We start from the raw sequence: 22,354 nt of genomic DNA, 5'->3' as shown, positions 1-22,354 counted from the left end.
GTCCCGCCCCATCGACATCGTCCGTCCGCGGCGGTACCTATTCGAAGGGAAATCATGCATCCGGACACCCTCGGCAATATCCTCCTGGCCGGTTTCGGATTACTCGTCGTACTTTCCCTGGTCGCGATTCCCTTCGCGAAGAAAAAGCGCGACCGGAAGGTCGCCGACCTGGCACGGCAACTCTCGGCCGTCGAACGATCCAACGACCTCAGCAACCCCCCGAGCTTCGGCGTGCGCCCCAGAACCATCACCGGGGTCGGTGGCGTCCCGCGCATTCACGGCGATTTCGACCGCGCGATCGAGGCCAGCTACCACGGCCACACCGTCCTCGTGATCGACTACACGCTCAACTGGAACTTCACGGACTCGCGGACCGGCGAAACAATCGACCGATGGAACATCTACGACCCCGGGCATGTCGGCGTCGAGAACACGAAACGCGGGGAGACCATGCAGGTTCCCCAAATCAGTCGCGGAGATACCTCGCGGGGAATCACCCATGAACGGCACATGGTGCAGGTCCGGACACCATCGGTACCGACGCTGTGCATCCAGCGCCGGATGCGCAATTTCCGCCGAAACTACCCGACGAGTATGCACTTTGTGAGTGACGAGGACCTCGAGGAGTACACCGTAGGAGACGCCCGGTTCGACGAGCTGTTCCAGGTACTCACCGCCGAACCGGCATTCGCGAGCGCTGTACTGTCGCAACCCGTCGTTCACGCCATGACCAGCGACAAGTGGTTCCACAAGCGCATGGTCGTCTTCGAGGGCGGCGCGCTGTGGACCCAGGACAAGGCACACATGTACGACACCGACATCCGCGACACCATCGACCGCCTCATCCGCTTCGGGCAGATGATCCCGCAGGACGTGTGGAACAGGCACCGCCTGACACAGTAGTCGCGCCGCTCGCCTCTATCGCGCGTTGCGCTGCGCCGTTACGGGTGTGATGGCCGATACACCGCATCGGCTGACGATGCGGGGCTTCGCGTCATGAGTCGCGACCGTCGCCATCTCCCCGGTGTCAAGCCCATCGGCGCCGGCCCCCACACCGGCTCACGATGACCAGGAGGAGGGCGACATGTACGCCAACGCAGCGCGCAACGACCGATTCATCAACCTGCACAGCGAGCACACGCCGGTGCTCTCCCGCTGGTCGTACCACCCGGAGGAACCGTTCTCCATCACCGTGGCGTTCCAGACGGGCGTGGATCAGTGGGTCGAGTGGGTCTTCGCACGGGACCTGTTGATGGCAGGCGTCGTCGGCCCGGCCGGCATCGGTGACGTCCGTTTCATCCCCTTCGACGACGGTGACGAGCGTCTCCTGCTGCTGCAGATCGAGTCCGACCAAGGACGCGCGTCCTGGTTCCTGGACCGGCGGGAAGCGGAGGAGTTCCTCGAGGTCACTCTCGAGGAGGTTCCGGCAGGGAGCGAAGAGCAGTACTTCGATGTCGACAAACTGATCGAGGAGATCGCCGACGTCTGAAGCCGGGTACACGGCTTCGGATACGCCCGGCACGACATGAGAGGGCCCGGGGACACCTCCCGCGTCCCCGGGCCCTCGTGTCTTCCGGCTTCGGCCGATGCCTGCCGGTAGGCGTGCCTACCGGAAGTCTCGCCCGAAGTCGTAGTCGTCGAGCGGCACGGCCACACCGGTACCCGTACCGAACACGTCCGGGGTGTAGTAGCCGTCGTCGTAGGACGGGATCGCGTATGCCGCGACCCTGGCCTCCTCCGTCGGCTGCACCTGGATGTTGCGGTACCGGTTGATGCCGGTACCGGCCGGGATCAACTTACCGATGATCACGTTCTCCTTCAGCCCGACCAGCGAGTCGGACCTGCCGTTGATCGCGGCATCGGTGAGCACTCGGGTGGTCTCCTGGAAGGAGGCCGCCGACAACCACGAGTCCGTCGTCAACGACGCCTTCGTGATGCCCATCAGCACCGGCCGACCCGAGGCCGGGTCACCGCCCTCGGCCACAGCCTGGCGGTTGACCGCCTCGAACTTGGTCCGTTCGGGCAGCTCGCCCGGCAGGAAGTCGGTCGCGCCGGAGTCGATGACCGTGACACGGCGCAGCATCTGCCGGACCACGACCTCGATGTGCTTGTCGTGGATAGACACACCCTGCGCGCGGTACACCTTCTGCACCTCGTCGACGAGGTGGATCTGCGCCTGCCGCGGGCCCATGACGCGCAGCACCTCGTGCGGGTCGGGCGTACCCTCCAGCAGCTGCTGACCGACCGCGACGTGATCGCCGTCGCCGAGCGGCCCGTCCGGCGTGATGGCCAGTCGCTGGCGCTTGGACAGCTTGTCCATCACGATCTCGTCGCTGCCGTCGTCCGGGATCAGCGTGATCTTCCAGTACCGTTCGCTCTCTTCCACCCGGATACGCCCGTCGACATCCGCGATCGGCGCCCTGCCCTTCGGCATCCGGGCCTCGAACAGCTCCTGCACACGCGGCAGACCCGTAGTGATGTCGTCACCGGCGACACCACCCTGGTGGAAGGTACGCATGGTCAGCTGCGTACCGGGCTCACCGATGGACTGCGCCGCGACGATACCGACGGCTTCACCGACGTCGACGAGCTTGCCGGTAGCCATCGAACGCCCGTAACACATCGCGCAGACGCCGGTGCCCGACTCGCAGGTCAGGACGCTACGCACCCGCACCTTGGTGACCCCCAGCGAGGTCAACTTCTCGATAGCCGGGTCGCCGAGATCGTCACCGCGGTTGACGGCGACGTTGCCGTCGGCATCGGTGGCGTCCTCGGCAAGCGTCCTGGCGTACACGCTGGTCTCGACGTGCTCCGGTCGCTGCAACGAGCCGTCTGCGGTCTTCTCCCCGATGGTCATGAGGATGCCGCGGCTGGTGCCACAGTCGCGCTCGCGCACGATGACGTCCTGGGAGACGTCCACCAGGCGCCGCGTCAGGTAACCCGAGTCGGCCGTCCGCAGCGCCGTGTCGGCGAGACCCTTGCGCGCACCGTGCGTGGAGATGAAGTACTCCGCCACCGACAGGCCCTCACGGAAGTTCGCCTTGATCGGACGCGGGATGTACTCACCCGTCGGGTTGGACACCAGACCACGCATACCCGCCAGCGAGCGAACCTGGGTCATGTTCCCGCCCGCACCGGAACGCACGATCATCGCGATCGAGTTGTCGTCCGGGAAGCTGGCCTCCATGGCCTCGGCCACATCCTCGGTTGCCCTGGCCCACACCTTGACGAGCTCGGCGTTGCGCTCGGCATAGGAGAGCTGACCGCGCTGGTAGCGCTTCTCCACCTTGGCCGCAGTCTCCTCGTACTCCTCCAGGAGACGCGACTTCTCCTCCGGCACGATGACATCGGAGATGGCCACCGTCACACCGGAACGGGTCGCCCAGTAGAACCCGGCGTCCTTGAGCTTGTCGAGGATCTGCGCCACGTAGGTCATCGGGTAGCGCTCGGCGAGATCGTTGACGATCGATGCCTGGCTCTTCTTCGGCAGCGCCTCGTTGACGAACGCGTAGTCGGGCGGGAGCAGCTCGTTGAACAGGACCCTGCCCAGTGTCGTCTCCGCCAGCCACGGCTCGCCCGGCTCGCGACCCTGTTCGCGGTAGGCGTCCTCTTCGCCCTTCGGCGGCTCACGGTCATAGATCCGGATCTTGACCGGCGCCTGCAGACCGATCATGCCCCTGTCGAAGGCCATGATCGCCTCGGCTGTCGAGGAGAAGGTCAGACCGCCACCCTCGGCATTGTCGTCCTGCCGTGTCAGGTGATACAGGCCCGTGACCATGTCCAGCCGGGGCATGGCCAGCGGCCGCCCGGAGGCAGGCGACAGGATGTTGTTCGCCGAGAGCATCAGCACCCGCGCCTCGGCCTGTGCCTCCGCGGACAGCGGCAGGTGCACCGCCATCTGGTCACCGTCGAAGTCGGCGTTGAACGCCTCGCACACCAGCGGGTGCAGCTGGATGGCCTTGCCCTCGACCAGCTGCGGCTCGAACGCCTGAATGCCCAGCCTGTGCAGGGTGGGCGCCCGGTTGAGCAGCACGGGGTGCTCGGTGATGACCTCTTCCAGGACGTCCCAGACCTGAGCGCGGGATCGCTCGACCATCCGCTTGGCGGACTTGATGTTCTGCGCGTGGTTGAGATCCACGAGGCGCTTCATCACGAACGGCTTGAACAGCTCAAGCGCCATCTGCTTGGGTAGCCCGCACTGGTGCAGCTTCAGCTGCGGACCGACGATGATGACGGACCGGCCCGAGTAGTCGACACGCTTGCCGAGCAGGTTCTGCCTGAACCGGCCTTGCTTGCCCTTCAACAGGTCGGACAGGGACTTCAGGGGCCGGTTACCCGGTCCGGTGACCGGCCGGCCGCGGCGCCCGTTGTCGAACAGCGCGTCGACGGCCTCCTGGAGCATCCGCTTCTCGTTGTTGACGATGATCTCGGGCGCACCGAGGTCCATCAGACGCTTGAGGCGGTTGTTCCTGTTGATCACTCGCCGGTACAGGTCGTTGAGGTCGGAGGTGGCGAACCGGCCACCGTCGAGCTGCACCATCGGGCGCAGGTCCGGCGGGATCACCGGAACCGCGTCGAGCACCATGCCACGCGGGTCGTTGTTGGTGGCCTGGAACGCCGAGACGACCTTCAGGCGCTTGAGCGCACGGAGCTTGCGCTGCCCCTTGCCGTTGCGGATGACCTCACGCAGCGATTCGGCCTCGGCATCGACGTCAAACTCCGCGGCGAGCTTCTGGATCGCCTCGGCGCCCATGCCGCCGGTGAAGTACTCGCCGTAGCGATCGTAGAGCTCGCGGTAGAGGGTCTCGTCCGAGATCATCTGCCGCGGCTCGAGCTTGGTGAAGGTGTTCCACACCTCTTCGAGGCGGTCCAGATCGCGCGTGGCCTGTTCGCGGATCTGGCGCATCTCGCGCTCTCCGCCTTCCTTGACCTTCCGGCGCGTATCCGACTTGGCGCCTTCCGACTCCAGCTCGGCGAGGTCCGACTCGAGCTTCTGGGCACGCGCCTCGATGTCGGCGTCGCGCTTGGACTCGATCGACTTGCGCTCGGCGGCGATCTCGTTTTCCAGCGTCGGGAGGTCGTTGTGCCGCAGCTCCTCGTTGACGCTGGTGACCACGTACGCGGCGAAGTAAATGATCTTCTCGAGGTCCTTCGGCGCGAGGTCGAGAAGGTACCCGAGCCGGGACGGAACACCCTTGAAGTACCAGATATGCGTCACGGGCGCGGCGAGCTCGATGTGGCCCATCCGCTCACGACGGACCTTGGCACGGGTGACCTCCACACCGCACCGCTCGCAGATGATGCCCTTGAAGCGCACCCGCTTGTACTTACCGCAGTAGCACTCCCAGTCCCTCGTCGGACCGAAGATCTTCTCGCAGAAGAGCCCGTCCTTCTCCGGCTTGAGTGTGCGGTAGTTGATCGTCTCCGGCTTCTTCACCTCGCCAAAGGACCACTGGCGGATGTCGTCAGCTGTGGCCAGGCCGATGCGGAGCTCATCGAAGAAATTGACGTCCAGCACGTCGGTTCTTCTCCCCTTTTGGTCGTTCGGCTGAGTAGTGGGGCCGATCGGCTCGCTCGGGCGGTTCTACGCGAACCGCCCGAGCGGGCGAGGTCAGTGCACGACGTCGTCCACGGAGGGCGACTCGTTGCGGGACAGGTTGATGCCGAGATTGGCCGCGGCGCGTTCCAGATCCTCGTCATCCGAGTCGCGCATCTCGATCGCGCCGCCGTCCGTGGACAGCACCTCGACGTTGAGACACAGCGACTGCAGCTCCTTGAGCAACACCTTGAACGACTCGGGGATCCCCGGCTCGGGGATGTTGTCCCCCTTGACGACCGCCTCGTACACCTTGACGCGGCCGACCACGTCGTCCGACTTGATCGTGAGCAGCTCCTGCAGCGTGTAGGCCGCGCCGTAGGCCTGCATCGCCCAGCACTCCATCTCACCGAACCGCTGACCACCGAACTGTGCCTTACCGCCGAGCGGCTGCTGGGTGATCATCGAGTACGGCCCGGTCGACCGTGCGTGGATCTTGTCGTCGATCATGTGGGAGAGCTTGAGCGTGTACATGTACCCGACCGCGACCTTGTACGGGTACGGCTCCCCCGACCGGCCGTCGAACAGCGTCGCCTTGCCGTCTCCACCGACGAGGCGCTCGCCGTCCCGGTTCGGGTTCGTGCTCTCCAGCAGGCCGGTGATCTCGTGCTCCTTGGCACCGTCGAAGACCGGCGTCGCGGTGTTCGTGCCGGGCTCGACCTCGTAGAGGTCCTCAGGGAGGTCCTTCGCCCACTCCGGGGTCCCCTCGACCTTCCAGCCCTGCGAGGCCAGCCATCCGAGGTGCATCTCGAGGACCTGCCCGATGTTCATACGTCGTGGCACACCGTGCGTGTTGAGCACCATGTCCACCGGCGTGCCGTCCTCCAGGAACGGCATGTCCTCCTCGGGCAGGATCTTGCCGATCACACCCTTGTTGCCGTGCCGGCCCGCGAGCTTGTCACCGTCCTGGATCTTGCTCTTCTTCGCGACGTAGACCCGGACGAGCTCGTTGACCCCCGCGGGTAGCTCGTCGTCCTCGTCACGGGAGAACATGCGGATGCCGATGACCTTGCCGGTCTCCCCGTGCGGGACCTTCAGCGAGGTGTCCCGCACCTCGCGCGCCTTCTCCCCGAAGATGGCCCGGAGCAGGCGCTCCTCCGGGGTCAGCTCGGTCTCACCCTTGGGCGTGACCTTCCCGACAAGGATGTCGCCGTCACGCACCTCCGCACCGATCCGGACGATGCCGCGCTCGTCGAGGTCGGCGAGGACGTCCTCGGAGACGTTCGGGATGTCCCGCGTGATCTCCTCGGCGCCGAGCTTGGTGTCCCTGGCGTCGACCTCGTGCTCCTCGATGTGAATCGAGGTCATCACGTCGTCCTGCACGAGCCGCTGGGAGATGACGATGGCGTCCTCGTAGTTGTGCCCCTCCCACGGCATGACCGCGCACAGCAGGTTCTTACCGAGGGCCATCTCGCCGTTCTCCGTCGAGGAGCCGTCGGCGATGACCTGGCCGACCTCCACACGCTGCCCCTCGTGCGCGATCGGCTTGTGGTTGATGCAGGTGCCCTGGTTGGACCTGCGGTACTTGTACAGGCCGTAGGACTTGCGGCTCCCGTCGTCGTGCATGACGGTGATCAGGTCGGCCGAGACCTCCTCCACGACGCCGGCCTGCTCGGCGAGCAGCACGTCGCCGGCGTCGACCGCGGCGCGGAGCTCCACACCGGTACCCACGAGCGGCGACGTGTTCCGCAGCAGCGGCACCGCCTGCCGCTGCATGTTCGCGCCCATCAGTGCGCGGTTGGCGTCATCGTGCTCGAGGAAGGGGATCATGCCGGTCGCGACCGAGACCATCTGCCGCGGCGAGACGTCCATGTAGTCGACGCCCGACGGCTCGACCAGCTCGACCTCGCCGCCCTTCTTACGCACGAGGACGGACTCGTCGGTGAAGTAGCCGTTCTCGTCGATCGGCGCGTTGGCCTGGGCCTTGACGAAGCGGTCTTCCTCGTCCGCGGTCAGGTAGTCGACCTGGTCGGTGACCTGGCCGTCGACGACCTTCCGGTACGGGGTCTCGATGAAACCGAACGGGTTGACCCGCGCATAGGAGCACAGCGAGCCGATCAGGCCGATGTTCGGCCCTTCCGGCGTCTCGATCGGGCACATCCGCCCGTAGTGCGAGGGGTGCACGTCGCGGACTTCCATGCCGGCCCGCTCCCGGGAGAGCCCCCCGGGTCCGAGCGCGGAGAGGCGGCGCTTGTGCGTCAGCCCGGCGATGGGGTTGCCCTGGTCCATGAACTGGGACAGCTGGGAGGTCCCGAAGAACTCCTTGATCGCCGCCACGACCGGGCGGATGTTGATCAGGGTCTGCGGGGTGATCGCCTCGACGTCCTGGGTGGTCATCCGTTCCCGGACCACCCGCTCCATCCGGGAGAGCCCCACCCGGATCTGGTTCTGCACCAGCTCCCCGACGGTACGGAGTCGCCGGTTACCGAAGTGGTCGATGTCGTCGGTCTCCACCGGGACGGTCCTGCCGTCCTCGGGCCCCGGAGCGCCACCCGCAGGCATCTCGGTCTCGCCCGCGTGCAGGCGCACCAGGTACTCGATGGTGGTGATGATGTCGTCCTCGGTCAGCGTGCCACCCTCGTACGGCAACGACAGGCCGAGCTTCTTGTTCATCTTGTAGCGACCGACGCGTGCCAGGTCGTAACGCTTGTTCTTGAAGAACAGGTTCTCCAGCAGCGTCTGGGCGCTCTCCTTGGTCGGCGGCTCACCGGGACGCAGCTTGCGGTAGATGTCCAGCAGCGCCTCATCGGTGCCTGCCGTGTGATCCTTCTCCAGGGTCGTCAGCAACGTCTCGGAGAAGGAGAAGCGCTCACGAATGGCCTCCGCGCTCCACCCCAGCGCCTTCAGCAGCACGGTCACCGGCTGCCTGCGCTTCCTGTCGATGCGCACGCCGACCGTGTCCCGCTTGTCGACGTCGAACTCGAGCCACGCGCCCCGGCTCGGGATCACCTTGACGCTGTAGACGTCCTTGTCCGAGGCCTTGTCGATCGACTGGTCGAAGTACACGCCCGGCGAGCGCACGAGCTGCGAGACCACGACCCGCTCGGTGCCGTTGATGATGAACGCGCCCTTGTCGGTCATCACGGGGAAGTCACCCATGAAGACCGTCTGGGACTTGATCTCACCGGTGTTGTTGTTGACGAACTCGGCGGTGACGAACAGCGGAGCCGCGTACGTCATGTCCTTGTCCTTGCACTCCTCGACGGAGGCCTTGACCTCGTCGAAGCGGGGGTCGGAGAAGGACAGCGACATGGCGCCGGAGAAGTCCTCGATCGGAGAGATCTCGCTCAGGACCTCCTCGAGGCCGCCGACCGGGTTGTCCTCGCCCTCGTTGACGGCGCGCTCGAACCACGCCTCGTCACCCGTGAACCATTCGAACGATCTGAGCTGCAGGTCGAGCAGGTCAGGAGTCGCCAGAGGTTCACGAATCTTCGCGAAGGAGACCCGAGGGGGCGCTCCTGGGATTCCCGATGAAGTGACAGCAGATGTGCTCGCAGTTGTAGCCTGGTTCGCGGGAGAGACTGCCAAGATGCGTCCTTCCGGGGACAAATGAGCGGTTGAACAGCCACGTCACGGTGCCATAGGGTCACGGCAACCCCGTTACGCGAACTGCCAAGGGTGCGGTGGTGCCCACCATCGTAACGCCCGGCTCAGCGCAGCATGAAAGCGGGCAGCGCAAAAGGTCAGTCTAGCCGTCCACAGCGCGGCTGTCGAGGGGACGCGCCCAGCTCCACCCAGCGGGGTCCCAACTCACACCGCAGCCGCTCAGCTGCTCGTCACGACCGGCACACCCGATCGTCGACGGCCCGTCCGACCGTGCTCCACCAAGCGTGACGCGCGCGGGCCTCGGAGTCAAGTGTGGCGGGGCGGTGCGGCGTACGTGTTCCTCCTCGCCGCACCGCTCGGCACACGACTCAGTTACCCTGCTCGTCCTGCGAGCCCTGCTCGCCCTCGGTGTCCTGGCCCTCGTCGCTGCCCTGCTCACCATCGGTGTCCTCGCCGTCGCCGGATTCTTCCCCCGCGCCCGGCTGGCCGATGTTCCCGTCCCCATCGGTGTAGGTATCGAGCTGCGCGATCTTCCACTGGCCATCCTGGCGCTGGGCGGTGACGGCGAGCTGGCTGCCGCCCACGTTGCCGTCCTCCTGGCCCTCCCGGTTGGCGGACTGGTCGACGAACACGAGCAGGCGTGCCCGGTCGTCGTCGAGCTCGATCACCGCCGACCGGCTCACCCGGGTCTTGAGCACCATCTTCTGTTCGGGTGCGATGCGTTTGACCTCGCTGTAGAGGTCGTTGTACGTCTCCCGCACATCCTCGGTGATCAGCAGCTCGTCAGCGGCCTTCTCGGTCTCCTCGATGGCCGAGTGATCGTAGGAGAGCACCCGCTCGACGGCCGAGCCGATGTCCTCCTTCACCTTCGCCGTGGCGGAGGCGTCGACCAGCGCCTTGTTGGACGTAGCGCCGCTGACCTGGCTGTACTGGTAGCCGAAGAAGCCGGCCAGGCCGGCCAGTACGACCCCGGCGACCGTCAGCACCGCTGCCAACACCTTGGGAGACACGCCACGCCGCGCGGCTTCTCCGGATCCGTCCCCGTCGCCTCCGCCGTCGCCGACCGACCACCCGGGGACGTCCTCGTCCGCCGGGGCGCCGGCGTGTCCGGATGCGTCCGAGTCCCCGCCGTCCGAGTCCCCGCCGTCCCCGGTCCGTTCGACCGCACCGGTGACGGCCGCGTCCCCTGCCTCGGTGCTCGCGTGCGCACTCGGCTGCGCACCAGCCTCGGGCCGATCGGCGATCGAGCCTTCGTCGAGCTCTTCGGTGCCGGCTCCCGCCTGCTCGGGTTCGGTCGAACCGGTCTCCGGCACGGCCGCCCCCGCCTGCTCGGCCGGTCCGCCTGCCTCGCCGGTGGTGGATTCAGTGGCTGAATCGGCGGCTGAATCGGCAGCCGACTCGGCGTCCTGTGGCTGCTCGACCGGGGTGCCGTCCTCGTCCGTGGCTCGCGGACGCGGGCTGGGTGACGGCCGCTGCTCCTTCTCCGTGCCCGGCCGCGCATGCCCGGCGACTCGCCGGCGGCGGTTCGGCTGGCCCGATGAACCCGGGCGCCGTCGATTGGGTGTTGGCACGCGAACTCCGAATCCTCACGTCTTTCGGGGAGTGGTCATTCACTTTCACCGGGCGGGACGACGGGAACCTGGTCGATACCGGCCAGCTTCCACGCCTGCTGCCCGTCGTCCGTTTCGACCCGCTCCATTTGCAGCTGCACGCGGATCCTCTTGGCCACGTTCTCCTCGCCCTGGGTCACATCGACGCCGAGCGCGGCCAGTACCCCGGCACTTCCTTCCTGGACGTCCATCTCGTCCACGGCGATGTCGTACACCGTGGTGCTTGCCGACTGCTCGCTCTCGGCGACGAAGTCCCGCAGGTTCTCCCAGCTCAACTCGATCTGCTCGCGCATCTCCTCTGTGGAAACGGCGATCTGGTTGTCCCGGAACTCGTCCGGGTTCTCGTGGTCGAACTCCGTGTAGGCGCGCGCCGCCCGGTCCGCGGCCTCGATGACCTCGTCCCGCTGCTCCGCGATGGTGGCGTCCTCCCCCGCGGCTGACGTCCACCACAGCACGCCGAGCACGGCCGCGGCGACGAAGGCCACCGCGAAGAACGTCAGCGCGGCGATAAGCGCGTTCCTGGCCGTCAGCAGGCCAGTCTTTCCCGACTTCGTCACTGTCCAGCCCTCATCGTGTATCGGCTCGGCCGCGGCTGCGGATCGGTACGGGTGGATAGTTCCCCCGGCGCGTGAACGACCCGGGACGCACGCGCGTATCGCGCACGGTGTGATTCGGCTGAAGGGGTCATTCCTACTCCAGGGTAGGCAATCGATGTGATATTTCCGTCAACGGTATCGCCACGGCGCGTCGCGGCCGCCGTGCCCGGCGTCGCCGTCGCTCCGGCTGCTGGGGTTGCCCGGCTAGCCGGGCAACCCCAGCAGCTCGGCGAGGCTGTTGTTCGTCGAGCCCGAACCGCCTGCCAGCCCCGGGGTGTTCGCCGAGGCTGCCTGCCGCCGACGTTCCTCCTCAAGGGACTCCTGGCTACGGTCGCTGTTGGCCTCGACCTCGTCCTCCGATGGCAGCGACGGCACGCCCGCGAAAGGCGCGTTCTGCGCCCCCCGCACCGCGATCGGGCTACCGGGCGGTTCGGCGCAGTACGCCTCCCTGTTCGGCTCGACGGGCGAGTCGTCCGTGCCCGCCCGGCGTTCGGTCCCCTCGTAACCACGGGTGCACGGCGGCGGGTCGAACAGGTTGAGCACGAAGCCCAGCCGCGCCTTGCCGTCGTCGGTCAGCACGGCATCGGCACCGACGGCGAGGATGGGGTAGCTGACCAGAACCTGCTCGAGGCCGTCGAGCCGTGGGGCCTGGACGTTGGACACCGTAAGCAGGTTGGCGATCAACGAGCTCAGCCCGGGGCCGATCTCCTGGACGACCTCGCTGAACTGCTGCGCGGCAGGCGTCGTCGCGTCGATGAGGTTACGGATGTCCTCATCCGACTCGACGAGCTGCTCGGACAGCAGGTTGAGGTCCCTCGAGAAGGATTTGAAATTGCCTGCCTGCTCGTTCTGCGTCTCCAGGACCGTGTTGCCGGACCGCAGCAACTGGACGGTGTGCGGGAGGTTCTCGCTGGATGCGGCGACGAACTCCTGCGTGGTGTCCATCAATCGTTCCAGGTCGTCGCCGGTGCCCCGGAAAGCCAGGTAGGACTCGTCGACCAGGGTGCGCGCATCCTCGTGTGGGATCGATCTGGCGAGCTTGTCCAGGTCGGTGATCACGTCCTCCACGCCGAGCGGGATCGAGGTGCGTTCCTGCGGGATCGTCGTGCCCTCCTCGAGGTAGGGCGCTGAGTCGGTCCGGGGGCGCAGGTCGACGTACTGCTCACCGATCGCCGACCGGTTCGCGACGATGGCATCGAGGTCGCGCGGGATGTCCGGGGCGTCGTGTTCGATGTGCAGGTCGACCTCGAGACCGTCCCCGTCCAGCCGCAGCTCGCCCACCCGGCCGACATTGACGCCGCGGTAGGTCACCTCGGCGTGGCTGAAGATCCCACCCGAAGCCGTCAGCTCGGCGGTGACCGTGTAGCCCTCCTGGCCGAAGTACTCCCCGAAGTCGGTGAACCGCACCAGTGCGTACACCACCGATACCGAGGCCACGACCACGAAGGCCACCAGCTTGATGCGTATCGATCGGCCGAGCATCAGCTACCACCCCCGGACAGCAGGTCATCGACCAGGCCAGGCTCCTCCGCGGAGCCTCCGCCGGCATCGGAGTCACCCGTGGACCCGTCCGGCGCCGGGGCCGAGGACTCGGACTCCGGTAACGGAAGGACGAGGCTCGGGTCCACGAGCTCATCCTCCCCGATCGGCAGCTCGCTCAGGATCGGCAGCCCGTCGAACGGGTTACCCCGATGCCTGCCGAAGTTCTCCAGGATCTGTTGCACCTCGAGGTCGAACGTGATGAACAGGTTGGCATAGTCGCCGACCATGCCCTCGGTCGAGCTGTCGGTGAACGGGAAGGTCGTCAGGATCTCCAGCGCGTTTGGCAGGTCGGCACCGGTCTCGGCGAGATTACGCAGGATCGGTTCCAGTGCCTCGAGGTTGGCCACCAGGTCCTCCTGGCTTCTCCGCACGGTGTCGACCGCCACCTCGGAGAAGTCGTCCAGCGCGCGGAGCATCTCCACCAGGTCGCCGCGCTGCTGCTCGAGGGACTCCAGGCCCGGGCCGAGATCGTCGAGGGACTCGGTGATCAGGCCCTTCTGCTCGTTCAGCTCGGCCGAGAGCCGGTTCAGCCCGTCGAGAGCGTCCGAGATCTCGTCGGTCTGCGCGTCCAGCCCCGCCGCGAGGCTCTCGGCGTTACGCAGAAAGCCCTTGATCTCGGTCTCGTTGCCGAAGGCCAGCTCGTTGAGCTCCCGCGTGATGGTGTTGATCTGCTCGACGCCGCCGGCGTTGAGCAGCATGGACAGCGCCCCGAGCAGCTCCTCGACCTCCACGTTGCGGCTCGTACGGGAAAGCGGGACGTGCGCGCCGTCCTCCAACGAACCTTCCGCCGAGTCCGCCGGCGGGGCCGCCAGCTCGACGTACTTCTCACCGAAGAGGCTGGTCTGCTTGATGTTGGCATCGGGGTTGGCGGGCAGCTCGACCTCCCGGTTGACGAGGATCGTCACCTCGGCGTGCCAGCCGTCCTCGGCGAGATCGATCTCCTCGACCCGGCCCACATCGACCTCGTTGAACTTCACCGTGGACTGGGGGACGAGGTCGAGCACGTCGGTGAACTCGATGGTCATCTCCACCGGGTCCGGGCCGAGCTCTGCCCCTCCCGGGAGCGGCAGGTCGTAGATACCACTGAACTCCCCGCAAGCCGTCAGTGCCATCGCCACCGCGGCGAGCATCGCCGTCAGGGTCCTGCGCCGGCGCCTGCCTCCGTACGGACGTGCCATCACTGACCACCTCCCTGCGGGGTGGGTCCGGAGAACTCGTCGACGGAAGGCAGCGGAAGCTCACCCTGCTGCAACGTCTCGATCGTCTCCGCGGGCGAGGGAAGCTTCCCCTGCAACGGGCCGGTGAGCTCGTCGCAGGCCGTGCCCGCGGCCGCCAGCTCCTCCGGCCCACGATCCACCAGGTAGCAGGCCAGCGTGAGCGGCGACATCGTCAGCTCGTTGAAGTTACCCCGGGCGTCGAGCGTACCGCCGGTGGCGTTGTAGGAGTTGATGACATTGTTCAGCGCCGTCGGCGCGACATCCATGAACTCGGCAAGCGCGGCACGCTGCTCGACCAGTACCTGGGTGACATCGGCCAGCTTGTCGACGTTGGACCGGATCTCCTCGTGGTTGTCCTCGATGAACCGCTGCACCATGTCCAGCGTCACGCCGAGCTGCTCGACCATGGCACCGAGGTTCTCCCGCTCGCCGGCCAGGAACCCGCTGATGTCGGCCAGTTGTTCCTCGAACCGCCGGACCTCCTCGTCGCTGTCGGCCAGCGTGGACGTGAACTCCGCGAGGTTACGTACCGTGCCGAACAGCTCCTCGGAGCTGCCCGACAGGGTCTCGGACAGCTGCCCCATCTTCGTGATCGTCTCGTTGAAGTTCTCGCCCTGGCCGTCCATGTTCTCGGCCAGCGTGCTGATCAGGTTCGACAGCGAGCCGTCCTCGTTGGCGCCCTCCGGTCCGAGCGCGTCGGCGAGCCGGTTCGTGCTCTCGTAGAGATCGTCGATCTCCAGCGGCACGGCAGTGCGTTCCTGCGGGACCATCGCCCCGTCCTCCAGAACCGGACCACCGGTATAGGCCGGGGTGAACTGCACGTACCGGTCACTGACCAGTGAGGGTGCCACGATCACGGCCTTGGCATCGGCGGGGATGTCCACCTCGCTGTCGTAGCTCATGGTGACCTTGACGCGGTCGCCCACCGGTTCGACCGCCTCCACGGTCCCCATGTCGACACCGAGCACCCGCACGGTGTTGCCCTCGTACAAGCCGATCGCGGCGGGGAAGAACGCGGTAGCCGTCTTCTCGCCGTCCTGTTGCAGCCACCACACGCCTCCGGCGACGACGAGCGCGAGCACGCAGGCGATCGCGATCCAGCGCGTGAGGCCGTGGGAGAGGTAGCTTCCGAGCGTCCGCAGGCTCATCGCGGATCACACCCCTCCTCGTTGTAGGGGCCTTCCGACGGCGGGAGCAGCCCGCAGATGTAGTTGTCGAACCAGCGGCCGCTACCCACGACGTTGGCGAACTTCCTGATGAACGGTGCGTACTCCTTCAGGCCCTGGCTGAGCGCCTCCCTGTTGCGGTGCAGCATCGACGTGAACTGGTCGAGCTCCTGCAACACCGGGTTGAGCTGTTCCTGGTTGTCCTCGACCAACCCCTGCAATTGCTCGGCGAGTTCCTGCGTCCCGCGCAGCAGGGCGCTGATCGCTTCCTTGCGCTGGCGGAGCTCGTCGAGCAGCCGGTTACCGTCCCGCATGAGCTTGACCAGCTCCTCGTCGCGCTCGCTCAACGTCCGGCTGATCTGTTCGGTGTTGGTGAGCAGCTCCTTGAGCTCGCTGTCCCGTTCGGAGATCGTGTCGGACAGCTTCGACAGCCCGGTCAGCGCGCCTTCGACGTGTTCAGGGGTATCGGAGAAGGTCTCGGACATCACGTCGAAGCTCTCGGCCAGCTGCTCGGTGTCGATGGCGTCGGTGGTCTCGGAGAGCTCCCGGAAGGCCTCGAGGACGTCGAACGGGGAGCTGGTCCGCTCCAGCGGGATGGGCTCACTCGGGTCGAGGACCTCCTCCCCTGCCGGGTCCAGCGACATGTACTTCTGGCCGAGCATGTCCTTGAGCTCGATACCGGCCCGCGTGTCGTCGCCGAGCCACGTGTCCTTGACCCGGAAGTCGACCACGACCCTGTCGCCGTCGAGGTTGACGTCGTCGACCTCGCCGACCTTGATGCCTGCCACCCGGACCTCGTTGCCGCTCTGCAGCCCGGCTGCCTCCTCGAACTCCGCGGAGTGCAGCGTTCCGGCACCGATCACCGGTAGCTTCTCCGAGTTCATCGCGGCCACCACCCCGAGGACCAGCGCGACGATGCCGACCAGTGCGATCGGGATCGGGTTGAACTGCTGGAAGGACTTCATGCTGGTCCGCACCTTTCAGCGTCCGACTCGCCCAGCGGGATCGTGACCGGCTCGGAGTCCGGGGTCAGCCGGACATCGGCCTCAGCCATGCACTCGAAGAAGTTGAACCACGAGCCGTAGCTGCCTGTCCGGCTGATCTGTCGGAGCTTCTCCGGCATGAACTGGATGAAGTGCTCCACCGTGCCCTCGTGCTCGTTGAGGTTCTCGGTCAGCTCGCCCAGTTGCTCGATGTCGTTGCGCAGCGGACCGCGGACCTCCTCGAGGAACCCTGACGTCGTCGACGACAGCTCCCCGACGGCCTCCACGGCCTCACCGATGTGCTCGCGGTCCTCGGACAGTCCCGAGACCAGCTCCTGCATCCGGATGAGCGTCTCGTTGAACTCCGGGGTGCGCTCGTTCAACGCGGCGAGGACCTCGTTCAGGTTGCCGATCACCTCGCCGATGACCTGGTCCTTGTTCGCTATCGACTCGGTCAGCGACGCGGTGTGTGCCAGCAGGCTCTCCACGGTGCCTGCCTCCCCCTGCATGACCTGGATGATCTGGTGCGAGAGCTTGTTCACGTCCTCGGGTGTGAGGGCTTCGAACAGCGGCTTGAACCCGTTGAACAGCTCCGTGAGGTTCAGGGCAGGCTGGGTCCGTTCCAGCGGGATATTGCCACCGACAGGCAGCAACTCGTCCGAGGAACCAGCACCCGGGTTCAGTGCGACGTAGCGCTGACCGGCGATGTTGCGGTACTTGATGGTCGCGGTGGTCGCAGCGGGCAGCTCGACCGAGGAGTCCACCGAGAACTCCACCTCGGCCAGGCGCCGGTCCACGACCTGCACGCTCTCCACTTGACCCACACGCACCCCCGCGATGCGCACGTCGTCGTTCTCCAGCAGCAAGGTCGCGTCCGAGAACCGCGCCGAGTAGGTCTCGGTCGAGGTCAGGTTGATGTTGGCGATGCTGATGCCCAGCACCGCGGTGGTCACTGCCGTCACCACCACGAAAATGATCAGCTTGACCAGGGAGGAGGTCATGGCCAGCGCGTTGCTCACTCGAAACTCACCTCCGCCCCGCGGTACAGCGGGCCGACCAGCAGCCCGGTCCAGCCAGGCATGTCGTCGGCGTCCTTATCGAGTTGCAGGCCGACCAGCTCGGACAGCACCATGTGCTCGGCAGGCGTGTTGGCCGGAGAGTTCGCGGGGTTCGTCCCCGCGGACGATCCGCCACCGCCCTGTTCCTCGGGGCGCGTCCCCGGGGCGCAGTCCAGCCCCTCGGGAATCGGATGCCCGAACGTCTCGATCGCATCGCACGGGAACGGCTGCCCGTCCAGCTCCGACCGCGCCGGTGGCGGGTGCTCACTTCCGTCGTCCAGCGCGAACGGCGGGTACGGGTACGGCAGCGGTTCCGGCAGCTTGTCCGGGTCGACGCAGTACGGTCCGCGGTAGCCGAGCTCGTCCGACCACTGGTTGTACTCCGGCTCGTCCTGGCCCGGTTCGTACTTGCCCCTGTTCGGGGTGATCACCACGTCGGCGCGCAGGCCCGGATCCTCTGTGCCCTTGCCGAATGCCTCGTCGAGCCGATCCACGGTGCCGGCCATCTGGCCGATCACGCAAGGAAACTCCGGCGAGTACAAGGCGATCGTCTCCATCGCGGGACGGGAGGTCTCGTTCAGCGCGATGATGTTGTCGCGGTTGGCCTCGAGGAACGTGTCGAAGTCCCGCGCCGAGATCGTCACGCTGCCGTACAGCTCGAACAGGTCCTGCTGCTTCTCCACGACGGTCCGCGCGTTCGCCGCGAAGTTGTCCAGCATCTGCGCGACGTCCGGCACCGCGTCGGAAAGGTTGTGGGAGTACTCGGCGAGGTTGGCGAAGTTCTCCTGCAGTTCGGGCAGGTGCGGCTCCAGCTCGGCGAAGTGCTCGCTCATCTGCGTCAACGTCTCGCCGAGCTCGCCACCACGCCCCTCCAGCGCGTTGGCCATCACCGTCAACGTGCTGTTGAGCTTCTGCGGCTGTACCGCCTGCAGCGTCGGGAGCAGGTTCTCGAACGCCGCGTACAGCTCCAGCGCCGTACTGGTGCGGTCCTGCGTGATGACGTCGCCATCGGACAGGCTCCGGCCGGTGTCCTCGCCCTCGCCCTCGAACTGCAGCGAGACGAACCGCTCGCCGAACAGCGTCTTCTGTGTCAGCAGGGCCGTGGCGTCGGCAGGCACTATATCGATCTTTTCCGGGTCCAGCGCCAGCTCCAGCGTGGCACCGTCCTCGCGCGGTACCACCCGGTCGACCTGACCGACGATCACGCCACGCGCCTTGACGTCCGACCGCTCCCCGAGCTGGTTACCGACCTTGTCGGTCTCCAGCTTCACGGTGGCGACCGGGGTGAACGCACCCTGGAAGTCCGCCACGCTCAGCGAGACGGCTCCCACGACCAGCCCGATGAAGGCCACCCCGAGCAGCCTGCGTCGCAACGTCGTAAAAGCTCCCGGCGCACTCATCCCGCGATCCTCACCGTCGTCTCCAGGCCCCAGATAGCGAACCCGAGGAAGAAGTTCACGATCGCGACGACCACGATCGTCAGCCGCACCGACCGCCCCACCGCGACGCCGACGCCTGCCGGGCCGCCCGAGGCGGTGTAGCCGTAGTAGCAGTGCGACATGATGATGATCACCGCGAAGACGAGCACCTTGAAGAAGGAGATGAACACGTCCTCGGGCGGCAGGAACAGCTCGAAATAGTGGTCATACGTACCCGGCGACTGCCCGTAGAAGTACACCACGATCGCCCGGGAGCCCGCGTACGAGGCCAGCAACCCGATGATGTACAGCGGGATGATCGCGACGAAACCGGCGATAACCCGGGTCGTGACCAGGAACGGCAGGCTCGGCACGCCCATGACCTCGACGGCGTCGATCTCCTCGGAGATCCGCATCGCGCCCAGCTGCGCGGTGAACCCCGCGCCGACGGTCGCGGTCAACGCGAGCCCGGCCACCAGCGGGGCCACCTCACGGGTGTTGACGTAGGCGGAGGCGAAACCGGACAGCGCAGCCGTTCCCAGCTGATCCAGCCCGGCGTAGGCCTGCAGCCCCACGACCGTGCCCACGAACAGCGTCATACCGAGCATCACGCCGACCGTGCCGGCGATCATCGCGAGCGCACCGCTGCCGAAGCTGACCTCGGCGAGGATGCGCAGGACCTCCTTAACGTACCTGCGTAGCGTGCGCGGCACCCATGCCAGCGCGCGCACGTAGAAGGAGAGCTGGTCGCCAAGGTCGTCGAGGACCGAGAGCGGACCGTCGACGGCGCTGCGGGCCGTCTTGGTCAGGGTGGTTCGCATCGTCATCGGCGATCAACTCCCCGGTGGCGGGACGACCTGCAGGTACACCGCCGTCAAGATGAAGTTGACGAAGAACAGCAGCAGGAAGGTGATGACCACCGACTGGTTGACAGCGTCGCCCACTCCCTTCGGACCACCGGTCGGATTCAGCCCCCGGTAGGACGCGACCACCCCGGCGATGAATCCGAAGATCAGTGCCTTGATCGTGCTGATCCACAGGTCGGGCAGCTGCGCGAGCAGCGTGAAGCTCGCCAGGTACGCCCCTGGCGTTCCGCCACCCAGGATGATGTTGAAGAAATAGCCGCCGAGCACGCCGACGACACTGACCACACCATTGAGCAGCACCGCGACCAGCATGGCCGCGAGCACCCTCGGCACGATCAGACGCTGCACGGCGGAGACGCCGAGTACCTCCATCGCGTCGATCTCGTCGCGGATGGTCCGTGAGCCGATATCGGCACAGATCGCCGAACCACCCGCGCCTGCCACGATCAGCGCGGTGACCACAGGGGCAGCCTGCTGCACAACGGCGAGCACGCTGACCGCACCGGTGAACGACTCGGCCCCCAGCTGCCGGGTCAACGTTCCCAGGTGCAGCGCGATCACCGCGCCGAACGGCACCGAGACCAGGATCGTCGGCAGGATGCTGACGTTGGCGATGAACCAGGCCTGCTGGATGAACTCCCTCAGCTGGAACGGCCGCTGGAAGAAGCCACGCGCGACGTCGAGACCCAGCGCGAATAGCTTCCCGGTCTCGCGCAACATCCCCAGACCGGGGATCTTACGAGGGGGTGCTGCTGTGGTCACTACTGGTTGCTCCACCACTGTGCGTCGGTGTGCTGGCCACTCTCACCATGGGAGGCGCGGTCGCCCGGACGGTTCGCGACCTCCTCCGCGGGCAGCTCGCCGTGGTGCTCGGTCGGCAACGGCACGGTGCTGCCGCCCGAGCCACCCGCCGCGTGCTGTCCCGCGCCGACGAGCTGGTGCGGGCGCACCCCGTAGTGCTGCTGCTCCTCGGGCGAGAGCGACTCGATGATGCCTTCCTGCGCCTCCGGCGGCAGGGTGTGCAGGATCTGCATGACCCGGTCCTTGCGGCGCCGCTCACCCTGACGCACGGGCAGTCCCGGGGTCGGCTGGATCTGCGGTACCACGCCGCGCACGTCCTCGGTCCCACCGTCGTGGTGACCGGCCTCGACGTTGGCCTGCTCGGCGGCCATGGTCGCGCTGTCCTTCTCCTCGGACATCCCGATCGGGCCGAGCCTGCGCCCGTTGAGGAACTGCTCGACCACGGGCTCGTGACTGGTCAGCAGTACCTCGCGCGGGCCGAACATGACCAGCTCCTTACGGAAGAGCATGCCCAGGTTGTCCGGAACCGTGCGCGCGACGTTGATGTTGTGCGTCACGATCAGGATCGTCGCGTCGATCTGCGCGTTGAGGTCGATCAGCAGCTGGGACAGGTACGCCGTGCGTACCGGGTCGAGCCCGGAGTCCGGCTCGTCACACAGGATGATCTCCGGGTCCAGCACGAGGGCACGCGCCAACCCGGCGCGCTTGCGCATCCCGCCGGAGATCTCGCCGGGAAGCTTGTCCTCCGCGCCGGACAGCCCGGTCATCGCCAGCTTCTCCATGACGATCCGCTTGATCTCGGACTCGCTCTTCTTGGTGTGCTCACGCAGCGGGAAGGCCACGTTGTCGTACAGGTTCATCGACCCGAACAGCGCGCCGTCCTGGAACAGCACCCCGAAGAGCTTGCGCGTCTCGTACAGCTTGTGCTCCGAGCACCGCACGATGTCGGTGCCGTTGACCACACACGTGCCGGTGTCCGGCTTGAGCAGCCCGATCATCGACTTCAGAAAGACCGACTTACCCGTACCGGACGGCCCGAGCATCACCGAGACCTCACCCGGCGGAAGCGACAGCGACACATCCCGCCAGATGGGCTGACTCCCAAACGATTTGGACAGCCCCTCTATGACAACCTCGGCACCCATCGGACCTCCCGGATCTCATTCGCCGACCAACCAACCGAATCGACCGGTTCGTGCGCACACGCGAATGAACATGCTTCCCCGTCCACCCTGTGCAACGAGCGATTCGCGAATAGGTTACTCGTCGGTCATTTCTTTCTCACAGGCTACGTACCCCGGCTTGTCACCGCCGTAGGCACGGAACATACCTCGATTGTGCCTCGCGTCATAAACAGCGTTACGGTTCCGTTGGCCGGTGACGTCGTCACTCACCCGCGGGAGAACGGGTCGACCGCACGTCACCAGCACATGCAACCCGGCTGGGCGCCACGTGCTCGCGCCTCCTGCTCGTCCGGGGTGACCGTAGCCCAGAAAGAGCGGGGCGGGCACCCAGCCGGATGCCCGCCCCCTGAACTCGCTCGCACGAACTACTTGATCGTGATGCTCGCGCCTGCTTCCTCGAGCTTGGCCTTGGCGGCCTCGGCGGCCTCCTTGTCGACCTTCTCCATGATCGGCTTCGGGGTCTCCTCGACCAGCTCCTTGGCCTCCTTGAGACCCAGGCCCGTGATGACCTCGCGGATCACCTTGATGACCTGGATCTTCTTGTCCCCGGCGCCCTCGAGCACGACGTCGAACTCGTCCTGCTCCTCAACGGCCTCGGCTTCGCCGCCCCCGGCTGCCGCCGCCGGCGCGGCCGCCACCGGCGCGGCGGCGGTAACGTCGAAGGTCTCCTCGAACTGCTTGACGAAGTCGGACAGCTCAAGCAGCGTCATCTCCTTGAATACGTCAAGGAGCTCCTCGGTGCTCATCTTGGCCATGGTGGCCCTTCCTCTC

16 protein-coding genes are annotated in these 22,354 nt (G+C 66.5%); 2 read left to right on the top strand and 14 right to left on the bottom strand.

What is annotated here, in order from left to right; all coding sequences use genetic code 11:
- Positions 1-54: 54 nt before the first annotated feature.
- Together H0B56_RS04070 and H0B56_RS04065 are read left to right on the top strand one after the other, a co-directional pair.
- On the top strand, positions 55-903 hold the full coding sequence (locus H0B56_RS04070; protein ID WP_180891534.1) for a hypothetical protein: 849 nt from the start codon (positions 55-57) through the stop codon (positions 901-903).
- Positions 904-1,084: 181 nt separating this feature from the next.
- Positions 1,085-1,489 carry an SsgA family sporulation/cell division regulator gene (locus tag H0B56_RS04065; RefSeq protein WP_180891533.1) on the top strand — a complete coding sequence of 135 codons (405 nt, stop codon included), beginning with the start codon at positions 1,085-1,087 and terminating at the stop codon, positions 1,487-1,489.
- 117 nt (positions 1,490-1,606) lie between these two features.
- Here the strand turns inward: H0B56_RS04065 and H0B56_RS04060 are convergent, their stop codons facing one another.
- The 14 genes from H0B56_RS04060 to rplL all read right to left on the bottom strand — a co-directional run bounded on the left by H0B56_RS04060 (position 1,607) and on the right by rplL (position 22,338).
- Positions 1,607-5,518, bottom strand: coding sequence for a DNA-directed RNA polymerase subunit beta' (locus H0B56_RS04060; protein ID WP_180891532.1), 3,912 nt, complete (start codon positions 5,516-5,518; stop codon positions 1,607-1,609).
- Between the two features lie 93 nt (positions 5,519-5,611).
- Positions 5,612-9,124 (bottom strand): DNA-directed RNA polymerase subunit beta, encoded by a 3,513-nt coding sequence (gene rpoB, locus H0B56_RS04055; RefSeq protein WP_180891531.1) that lies wholly within the window; start codon positions 9,122-9,124, stop codon positions 5,612-5,614.
- A 386-nt stretch (positions 9,125-9,510) separates the two neighbouring features.
- A complete protein-coding gene (locus H0B56_RS04050) occupies positions 9,511-10,713 on the bottom strand; it encodes a hypothetical protein (RefSeq protein ID WP_180891530.1) in 1,203 nt (400 codons plus the stop codon).
- A gap of 35 nt (positions 10,714-10,748) precedes the next feature.
- Positions 10,749-11,309 carry a hypothetical protein gene (locus H0B56_RS04045; RefSeq protein ID WP_180891529.1) on the bottom strand — a complete coding sequence of 187 codons (561 nt, stop codon included), beginning with the start codon at positions 11,307-11,309 and terminating at the stop codon, positions 10,749-10,751.
- Between the two features lie 243 nt (positions 11,310-11,552).
- Positions 11,553-12,830 carry an MCE family protein gene (locus H0B56_RS04040; RefSeq protein WP_180891528.1) on the bottom strand — a complete coding sequence of 426 codons (1,278 nt, stop codon included), beginning with the start codon at positions 12,828-12,830 and terminating at the stop codon, positions 11,553-11,555.
- Positions 12,830-14,068 (bottom strand): MCE family protein, encoded by a 1,239-nt coding sequence (locus H0B56_RS04035; RefSeq protein WP_180891527.1) that lies wholly within the window; start codon positions 14,066-14,068, stop codon positions 12,830-12,832. Before H0B56_RS04035 ends, H0B56_RS04040 begins: the two co-directional genes overlap by 1 nt.
- A complete protein-coding gene (locus H0B56_RS04030) occupies positions 14,068-15,255 on the bottom strand; it encodes an MCE family protein (RefSeq protein ID WP_180891526.1) in 1,188 nt (395 codons plus the stop codon). Before H0B56_RS04030 ends, H0B56_RS04035 begins: the two co-directional genes overlap by 1 nt.
- On the bottom strand, positions 15,252-16,238 hold the full coding sequence (locus H0B56_RS04025) for an MCE family protein (protein WP_180891525.1): 987 nt from the start codon (positions 16,236-16,238) through the stop codon (positions 15,252-15,254). The genes H0B56_RS04030 and H0B56_RS04025 overlap by 4 nt, the downstream gene beginning before the upstream one ends.
- Entirely contained in the window at positions 16,235-17,257 is a 1,023-nt protein-coding gene (locus H0B56_RS04020; RefSeq protein WP_180891696.1) for an MCE family protein, read from the bottom strand. Before H0B56_RS04020 ends, H0B56_RS04025 begins: the two co-directional genes overlap by 4 nt.
- A 14-nt stretch (positions 17,258-17,271) precedes the next feature.
- Entirely contained in the window at positions 17,272-18,714 is a 1,443-nt protein-coding gene (locus H0B56_RS04015; RefSeq protein WP_180891524.1) for an MCE family protein, read from the bottom strand.
- On the bottom strand, positions 18,711-19,553 hold the full coding sequence (locus H0B56_RS04010) for an MlaE family ABC transporter permease (protein ID WP_180891695.1): 843 nt from the start codon (positions 19,551-19,553) through the stop codon (positions 18,711-18,713). Before H0B56_RS04010 ends, H0B56_RS04015 begins: the two co-directional genes overlap by 4 nt.
- A 12-nt stretch (positions 19,554-19,565) precedes the next feature.
- On the bottom strand, positions 19,566-20,318 hold the full coding sequence (locus H0B56_RS04005; RefSeq protein WP_180891694.1) for an MlaE family ABC transporter permease: 753 nt from the start codon (positions 20,316-20,318) through the stop codon (positions 19,566-19,568).
- 41 nt (positions 20,319-20,359) lie between these two features.
- Entirely contained in the window at positions 20,360-21,544 is a 1,185-nt protein-coding gene (locus H0B56_RS04000; protein WP_180891523.1) for an ABC transporter ATP-binding protein, read from the bottom strand.
- A 404-nt stretch (positions 21,545-21,948) separates the two neighbouring features.
- Entirely contained in the window at positions 21,949-22,338 is a 390-nt protein-coding gene (rplL, locus tag H0B56_RS03995) for a 50S ribosomal protein L7/L12 (RefSeq protein ID WP_180891522.1), read from the bottom strand.
- Positions 22,339-22,354 lie beyond the last annotated feature (16 nt).

The sequence above is a fragment of the Haloechinothrix aidingensis genome, from assembly GCF_013450155.1.
Classification (GTDB): Bacteria; Actinomycetota; Actinomycetes; order Mycobacteriales; family Pseudonocardiaceae; genus Haloechinothrix; species Haloechinothrix aidingensis.
The sequence above is the reverse complement of the archived record's forward strand: the minus strand, read 5'-3'. Positions and strand labels throughout refer to the sequence as shown.